Annotated in this window: 6 protein-coding genes and 1 pseudogene; 5 read left to right on the plus strand and 2 right to left on the minus strand. The window is 37.9% G+C overall.

The window, feature by feature from the left end; translation table 11 throughout:
• Positions 1-238: 238 nt before the first annotated feature.
• Both rpsT and acnA read right to left on the minus strand, forming a co-directional pair.
• Positions 239-505: a 30S ribosomal protein S20 gene (rpsT, locus tag BN338_RS04020; protein ID WP_039759286.1), complete on the minus strand. Its 267-nt coding sequence runs from the start codon at positions 503-505 to the stop codon at positions 239-241.
• Positions 506-748: 243 nt separating this feature from the next.
• On the minus strand, positions 749-3,436 hold the full coding sequence (acnA, locus tag BN338_RS04025) for an aconitate hydratase AcnA (protein ID WP_039759288.1): 2,688 nt from the start codon (positions 3,434-3,436) through the stop codon (positions 749-751).
• Between the two features lie 295 nt (positions 3,437-3,731).
• On the opposite strand from acnA, the gene ccmA reads away from it, so the two are divergent.
• The 5 genes and pseudogenes from ccmA (at position 3,732) to BN338_RS04050 (ending at position 6,700) form a co-directional block, all read left to right on the plus strand.
• Entirely contained in the window at positions 3,732-4,343 is a 612-nt protein-coding gene (gene ccmA / locus BN338_RS04030) for a heme ABC exporter ATP-binding protein CcmA (RefSeq protein WP_039759289.1), read from the plus strand.
• An 11-nt stretch (positions 4,344-4,354) separates the two neighbouring features.
• Positions 4,355-5,020 (plus strand): heme exporter protein CcmB, encoded by a 666-nt coding sequence (gene ccmB, locus BN338_RS04035; RefSeq protein ID WP_039759292.1) that lies wholly within the window; start codon positions 4,355-4,357, stop codon positions 5,018-5,020.
• Positions 5,021-5,066: 46 nt separating this feature from the next.
• The gene (locus BN338_RS04040; protein WP_039759537.1) at positions 5,067-5,846 is read left to right on the plus strand and encodes a heme ABC transporter permease; all 780 of its coding nucleotides are present in this window, start codon (positions 5,067-5,069) and stop codon (positions 5,844-5,846) included.
• Positions 5,834-6,058 carry a hypothetical protein gene (locus tag BN338_RS13035; protein WP_039759294.1) on the plus strand — a complete coding sequence of 75 codons (225 nt, stop codon included), beginning with the start codon at positions 5,834-5,836 and terminating at the stop codon, positions 6,056-6,058. Before BN338_RS04040 ends, BN338_RS13035 begins: the two co-directional genes overlap by 13 nt.
• Position 6,059: 1 nt before the next feature.
• Positions 6,060-6,700, plus strand: a pseudogene (locus tag BN338_RS04050) (DsbE family thiol:disulfide interchange protein).
• The last annotated feature ends 622 nt before the right edge of the window (positions 6,701-7,322 follow it).

Below are 7,322 nucleotides of genomic sequence, written 5' to 3' on the forward strand. Positions count from 1 at the left end.
TAATCATTAAAGAATCTCTTCAGATTTTAAAAAAAAAATAAAATGCTTGACAAAAAAGACTCTGTAAAAATCCACAAAGCTTGTGGATAACCATACTCCCCCTATAAACTTTCTCTTCTTTTTTGAAAGGAGAATCGCTGTCGATTCTTATTTTCAATAGAAGCTTTTTGAAATAATAAATAAAAAAAACCAGCATCCTTATGGACACTGGCTTATTTCTTAATGAAATAGAAAAAACTTAAACGTTAAGAGCCTTCAAACGTCTCGCTAAACGCGACACTTTCCTTGCAGCAGTATTTTTATGAAAAACCCCTTTAGAAATCGCACGCATAATCTCAGGCTCAAAATTCTTAAATGCAATTTCTGCAGACGCCTTATCACCCCCTGCTAAAGCATCATCAAACTTACGCATAAAAGTACGAACGCGTGAACGGCGGGCCTTATTAACCTGTGTGCGTGCTGCAACCTTGCGCACCGCTTTTCGAGCAGAAGGTGTATTCGCCATAAATATAATCTCTCTTTCAACACCTTGGTAAAATAAATCTTAATAACAACTCTACCAATGTAAACAAACCTAATCCAAGCAAAACTATAAAGCTGCTTTATAACTTTTGTAGCTTATAGCGCAATGTCAAAGCCAACGTCAATTAAATTTTCAAAAACAGACATAAAAAAACGAAGCCAAATTCTTTGATCCGAAACTCTATAGTTTAATCGTTTGAAGATATTCTTCAAAAAACAAAGGCATTTAAATGGCTAGCTTACGCAAGACATATTGCAAAATTCCACCATGATGCAAATAATCTAGCTCATCTTCAGTATCAACACGGCATAATAATGGAACGGTTTTTACCGTATCATCAGAAAAAGTAATTTTTGCTAAAGTCTTTTGACGAGGTTTCAAGTTATGAATCCCTTCAATTGTCACCTTTTCATCTCCCTTTAAGCCTAAAGATTTCCAACTTACCCCCTCCTCAAAGACAAAAGGGACAATGCCCATACCAACAAGATTAGAGCGATGAATCCTTTCAAAAGACTGCACAATCACCGCCTTAATACCAAGAAGATTGGTCCCCTTGGCAGCCCAATCGCGTGATGATCCATTACCATATTCAATACCTGCAAAAACAACAAGCGGAACACCTTCTTGTTTATACGCCATTGCTGCATCGTAAATGGTTTGTTCTATCGCTGAGGGATAATGAACTGTATAACCTCCTTCTCGACCATTTTCTCCTAACATAAAATTACGAATGCGGATATTAGCAAAGGTCCCACGAACCATAACTTCGTGATTCCCACGACGCGTCCCATATTGATTAAAATCCGCCACGTTAACCCCATGATCCATTAAATACTTTCCGGCAGGAGAAGCTGCTTTAATAGAACCAGCAGGAGAAATATGATCTGTCGTGATTTTATCACCAAACAAACCTAAAATCCGTGCGTCCTTGATATCTGGTAAGACATTAGGCGTTTTCTGCATATCATCAAAATAAGGTGGATTACGGACATATGTGGATTGCTCATCCCAAGAATAGGTAGATCCCGTAGGGATCTGAACTTTTTGCCAATTTTCATCTCCCTTAAAAACATCTGCATACTTTTCAGCAAACACCTTACGCGTGACATTTTCTTCGATGAACGCTTGTATTTCTTGAGAAGTTGGCCAAATATCTCTCAAGTAAATCGGTTGACCATCTGAATCTTCACCAAGAGGTTCCTTGGTTAAATCCTTACACACCGTCCCAACGAGCGCATGTGCAACAACTAATGGGGGAGAAGCTAAATAATTTGCTTGAACATCAGGGGAAACACGTCCTTCAAAATTACGATTTCCTGAAAGAACTGCTGCTGCAATGACACCATTGTCATTAATCGTTTTAGAAATAGCTGGATGCAAAGGACCAGAATTTCCAATACATGTTGTGCACCCAAACCCTACTAAGTTAAATCCTAATGCATCTAAATCTTTTTGAAGACCCGAATTTTTAAGGTAAGCTTCAACGACTTGTGAACCAGGTGCAAGGGAAGTTTTTACCCATGGTTTGCTTTTGAGACCTTTTGCCACTGCATTTCGTGCCAAAAGACCCGCTGCAATAAGAACACTGGGATTCGATGTATTTGTACAAGAAGTAATCGCAGCGATCACCACATCACCATGACTAAGCGTATATTCTTCACCTTCAACCTGATAAAGCTCACTTTGTCCTGAAGTTTTCTTATAATCTTCGACCAATGCCTTCTTAAAACCTTGTCCAACATTTTCCAATGCCATACGCCCTTCAGGACGTTTAGGACCAGCCATAGAAGGAACAACCGTTCCCATATCTAATTCAATCGTATCACTAAAAATGGGATTAGCCACCCTTTCGTCATGCCACATCCCTTGTGCTTTAGAGTAAGCCTCCACTAAGGCAATTCGATTTTCATCACGCCCTGTCATATTGAGATAACGCACTGTCTCTTTATCAATTGGAAAAAAACCACAGGTTGCTCCATATTCAGGTGCCATATTCCCAATCGTCGCCCGATCAGCAAGCGTCATATGCTTCAAACCAGAGCCAAAAAACTCAACAAATTTACCAACAACGCCCTTTTGGCGGAGCATTTGGGTCACCGTTAATACGAGATCGGTCGCTGTTACACCTTCCTTAAGTTTTCCTATTAGGCGAAAACCAATCACTTCAGGTAACAACATAGAAACGGGTTGGCCTAACATTGCCGCTTCGGCTTCAATGCCACCAACACCCCAACCTAAAACACCCAAACCATTGACCATCGTCGTATGCGAATCAGTTCCCACGCAGGTATCAGGATAAACCGTCTCATCCCCCTCTTCACTCTTCATCCACACGCATTGTGCTAAATATTCGAGGTTAACCTGATGACAAATCCCCGTACCTGGAGGAACAACGCGAAAATTTTGAAAAGCTTGTTGTCCCCATTTTAAGAAACGATAACGTTCACCATTGCGCTCATATTCATGCTCAACATTTTCCTTAAAAGCCATGGGAGTGCCAAAATCATCAACAATAACCGAGTGATCAATGACGAGATCAACGGGTATGAGAGGATTAATTTTTTCAGCATTACCACCAAGTTTGACCATAGCATCACGCATGGCAGAAAGATCAACAACCGCCGGAACACCAGTAAAGTCTTGCATAAGAACACGTGCAGGACGGTAGGCAATTTCTGCCCTTGCGCTCCCTTTGTCGCTTAACCATTTAGCAACATTGAGGATATCCTCTTTTTTAACCGTGCGACCATCTTCAAAGCGTAATAAATTTTCGAGAATAACTTTCATCGAAAACGGCAAACGCGAAATTCCTTCAAGTCCATTCTTCTCTGCTTCGATCAAGCTATAATAAGTATATTCTTTCCCACCAACATTTAATATTCTGCGACAATTAAAGCTATCAATGTGAGTCATGACTGTCCACCCTCATACTAAAAACTACCCAATTTCCAGGAATGAACAACACAAACTACGAGTCAAGGTCGCAGCTTGAGCGCAGACGCAATTACCTCCGCTATCCACTTCCCCCTCCACCTTTCATAGGTAAATGCGGAAATCAGCGCCAAAAACCATTCTACACCAGATCTTGATGTAACGCACCCCTTATAAAACTATTTCTAGAACTATTCTAGATACAATTGCATAAAAAACGTGTTTTTTTATTTCTATAATGCAATAAAGAATAGGAAAATTAAAAATAGGCAATCACATGGTGTTATCAGGCAAAGATTTAGCAGCTTACAGAAACGAGGAAATTCTGTTCAAAGATCTTTCTTTTCGTTTATTTCCACAGCAACTGATGACGATCACTGGACCAAATGGCATCGGAAAATCTACACTACTTCGAATCATTGCCGGTCTTCTTGAAGCTGCTGAAGGTCATATCATGCTTAAAGACTGTGAACAAAGATATCCTGTTACAACTGCGTGTCATTATCTCGGTCCTCAAAATGCCATGAAACCTCTTTTATCTGTCATTGATAATTTGCAATTTTGGGCAGCGTTTTATGGACAACCTCTATACTCCCCCTATGAAGCCCTTGCCGATATCGGTCTTTCTGATCTTGAATATTTACCCTTTAAGACTTTGTCAACCGGACAACAAAGGCGTGTCGCTCTTGCCCGCCTTTTGCTTTCCTATCGTCCTCTTTGGATTTTAGATGAACCAATATCAGGGCTTGATAGCCATGCTCAGAAACGCCTTGCTCGTATTTTCCAGCGTCATCTTAATCAAGGTGGTATGATTATCGCCGCAACCCATCATTCTTTAGGTATTCCAGAAAACTACAACATCGCTCTGGAAAAATTTTTACCTCTCTAGGAGAGAATAAAATGAAAGCACTGTTCTGGCGTGATCTTAAACTATTATTAACACCACAATCCTCTGCGCTATCAGGACTATTGTTTTTCATCGCTGTTGTGATCATAACCCCCTTTGCCATTGGACCAGATCCTAAAATTCTTGCAAAAATAGGGCCAGGAATATTGTGGTTTGGTGCTCTTCTTGCAGGACTCCTTAATCTGAATAAACTTTTTCAAATCGATCGCGATGATGGCAATCTCGACCAATTTATCCTTTCAGGACAAAGACAAAGTTTTATGCTAATTGTCTTTACTAAATGCACCGCCCATTGGGTAGGAACAATGCTTCCTCTCATTTTTGCTACGCCTATTTTGGCCCTCATGCTCCACTTAAATGTAACGATAACTTTTACAACAATACTTACTCTTTTATGCGGAACACCAGCTATTATTTTTATTGGCGCCATAGGAGCGGCACTTGCAAGCTCATTGTTGCATAGTACGCTTCTTATTTTCATTATTATCTTGCCGTGGATCATTCCAATTATGATTTTTGGTGTTTCAGCTGCGACAGCCCCAACAAATCCAAATGCTTCTTTTCTCACTTCCCTAGCTCTTCTTAGTGCTTTTTCACTTTTTTTGAGTCTTTTGAGCTCTTTTATTGCCGCTCTAACGCTCAATCTTTTGTCAGAATAATAAAAGATGATTGCCGCATAGCAAAACTATGCCTATGATGAATCTCATGAATGAAATATCTTACACACATAAAATGAGGTCACTTCCTATAAGTTTTACCCATTTTATGAAAATAAGCAAAATGATTTTGCCTTGGTTCGCCAGCATAACATTGTGTTTCCTTATCTTAGGGCTTATTCTTATCATGCATTCCCCTGATGACTATCAACAGGGTATTACTGTTAAGATTATGTATCTTCATGTACCCTTTGCGTGGTTATCTACATTCTGTTATATAACGATGAGCACAGCAGCATTAGGAAATCTGATTTGGAAATATCATCTTGCTGATGTGGCACTCAAATGTGGTGCGCCCATGGGGGCAATTTTTACCGCTTTGACTCTCATGACAGGAGCACTTTGGGGGAGACCTACATGGGGAACATGGTGGGTCTGGGATGCTCGATTAACATCAGTTTTAATTCTGCTTTTTATCTATCTTGCTATTATCCTGCTTGGACGTGCTTTTGACAACCAAGTAAAAGCCGCTCGTGCTACCGCAATTCTTACACTTGTTGGATTTGTTAATATCCCTATTATTAAATTTTCTGTTAATTGGTGGAATACATTGCATCAACCAGCATCATTGTTACGCGCTGGAGGATCAACAATCGACAATGCTATGTTATGGCCCCTTATAACAATGCTCCTTTGTTTCAGCTTTATGTTTATTACGCTCTATTTGATGGCTATGCGAAATGAAATAAATTGTCGTTATATCCAAATACTTCAGATGGAAAAATCCCGTCGTGCACAACAACAGGACTCTTCATCATGCTCTACCTAAATGGCATCCAAAGCGGAATTTTAGGAAATCTGTCTTTGAAAATTGATTTTTTCCTTGGAGCCCTTAAACACGAGCAAATTGTTATTTTAAGCTATATGCTCTCTGCAATATTCCTCTTCTGTCTAATTGGATACATTCTTTGCAAAGCCCTCTACCAAAAAAAAATTCTCCAACAGCTCAACAAAAAAGAGCTATCACAAAAAGAAAAGTAGAATGAAGAACATCCCTCCAAAACTTAAAAAAAATATATCTTTGCTTGTTTTGTTGGTTCTTTTTGGACCCTTTGTGCTTTTTCTTATGCTCATGGTGTTTTTTTCAATTTTATGGATAAAAAATACCCTCAAGATTCTTCTCTTCTCCCCAATGCATTGGCTGGAAAACCTGCTCCCAATACGCATCTTCCTCTCCTTGATAAGGAAAGTTATCTTAATTCAAAACAGTTTAAAGGACGTATCACATTGGTCAATTTTTGGGGATCTTGGTGTTTGCCTTGTCGCAAAGAGCATCCTCTTCTTATGAAAATTGCACAAGATAATCGTTTTGATCTGATTGGTATTAATTATAAGGATAATAAAGTAAACGCCCTGCGCTTTTTAAATAATTTTGGTAATCCTTTTAAATTGATTGGCTTTGATTTTTCAGGATATACAGCCATTGATTGGGGAGTATATGGCCCCCCAGAAACCTTTCTCTTGGATAAAGAGAGCATCATTATTGCCAAACATATTGGTCCCTTAACATGGAAAATTTATCAAAAAAAAATTCTACCAAAAATTGAACAAGCACTCACGACAGAAGAAAATAAAATAATCAATATATTGATTTTAAATAATAATTTACTTCTTATCTCTTAAGTAAAAATATCCAATACTATGAGTATTTTTTCAATTTTTTTTATGTTGAATCAAAAAAATGCTTAAAAAAGGCTAAAAATACCTTTTATGAAATCGTCTAAACATAAAAAATAATTGGCTGTATTGTAAGTAAAAAAATATAATCATACAGACCTATAAGAGCATAAAGTTTTATCCATACTATACACGCTATTTTATTTATACGAATTCTTATCCTTTTTAGGAAATTTTGCAATAGGATTACCCTTGTTGGTTCAAAAAACATGTAAAAAAATATCTGTAGAGAAAACATTCAAAATATGAAAAAATTTTAAGTGGTATTCGTGTTTCTTAATCAATTAACTATCTGTTTTGTAATTTTATTTTTGATTATTTGGATAAAAACAGTATTGTCATGGAAACATTGTTGAATTAGCAAGAGCGACCAACTGTCATTTTCAAAATCATAGAGTGTTTTGTCTTCACTTTTTTTTATTTGAAATGCATATCGTTATAAGGAGACTTCATCACTATTCCCATCTTTATAAATAACAAATCCATTCCTTCACAACGTCATTGTTATAGTTATTTCTAGTGCACTATCTGGTTTGCAAGAATCTCCATTAGCTCCATATGGAGTTTT

It is taken from the genome of Bartonella queenslandensis AUST/NH15 (genome assembly GCF_000312585.1).
GTDB lineage: Bacteria > Pseudomonadota > Alphaproteobacteria > Rhizobiales > Rhizobiaceae > Bartonella > Bartonella queenslandensis_A.